Raw genomic sequence first — 1,074 nt, 5'->3', positions numbered from 1 at the left:
GGGGGGCGCGGCGCTTGTCCCGCCGCGAACGCCCGGCGGGACGGCGAGGGACCGCGATGGCGGCGCCTGCTGCGCCCACGCGGGCGCGGCCATCATCGCGGGGATCGTCAGCAGCGTTGCGGCAAGGGCCGCCGTTAAAGACCGTCTCATGTCCGTCTCACTCCTGGCTGCGGCACTGGCCACGGATGTTACATGGGAATGCCGCCATGGGTTTCGTATCTCGGTTGGGCAATCTCTCGTGACTGCCCTGCGCGCCGGCGGCGGCGGTCCCGGCCGTCGTGGTCGAAGTGCAACCAAGTGCAACGATTGCCTGCCGCCCCCTGCCGGAACTCCCACCGATCCAATAGATTAGCTCGGTCATGGACCAGATGCCGCACATCCTCGTGGTGGATGACGACCGGGAAATCCGCGATCTGCTCGCGCGCTTCCTGGAGCGAAACCGCATGCGCGTCACCGCCGTGCGGGACGGGCGCGAGACCCGCAGGGCCTGGACGCAGGGGCATTACCAGCTCGTCGTCCTCGACCTCATGCTGCCGGGCGAGGGCGGGCTCGACCTCGCGCGCTGGATACGGACACAGGCGGACACGCCGATCGTGATGCTGACGGCGATGGGCGAGGAGACCGATCGGATCATCGGCCTCGAACTCGGGGCCGACGACTACGTGGCCAAGCCGTTCAATCCCCGCGAACTGCTCGCCCGCATCCGCGCCGTGCTGCGCCGCGCGGGCGAGGCGGCGGAGCGCAAGGCCGACCACGGCACGCAGGCGCTCGGCTTCAACGGCTGGACCCTGGAGCCCGCCCGGCGGCGCCTGCTGAACCCCGAGGGGGTGGAGGTGCCGCTGACCGGCGGCGAATACGACCTGCTGCAGGCGCTCGTGGAGCGGCCGAACCGGGTGCTGACGCGCGACATGCTGCTCGACCTGCTGCGCGGGCGGCAGGCGGGGCCGTTCGACCGCGCGATCGACGTCGCGATCAGCCGGCTGCGCCGCAAGCTTGAGGATGACGGCCGCAACGCGCAGCTGATCAAGACGGTGCGCGGGGGCGGCTATGTGCTGGCCGCGACGGTCGAGAAGC

General features: G+C 70.8%; 1 protein-coding gene. It reads left to right on the top strand.

All coding sequences use genetic code 11. From position 1 onward, the window contains the following. Nucleotides 1-359: 359 nt before the first annotated feature. Nucleotides 360-1,074 (top strand): response regulator (locus B8460_RS12525; RefSeq protein ID WP_048861939.1); only part of this gene is annotated, 715 nt, incomplete at its 3' end.

Origin of the sequence: Acidisphaera rubrifaciens HS-AP3 (genome assembly GCF_000964365.1) — a bacterium.
GTDB lineage: Bacteria > Pseudomonadota > Alphaproteobacteria > Acetobacterales > Acetobacteraceae > Acidisphaera > Acidisphaera rubrifaciens.
This window is presented reverse-complemented; position numbering and strand designations above follow the sequence as displayed.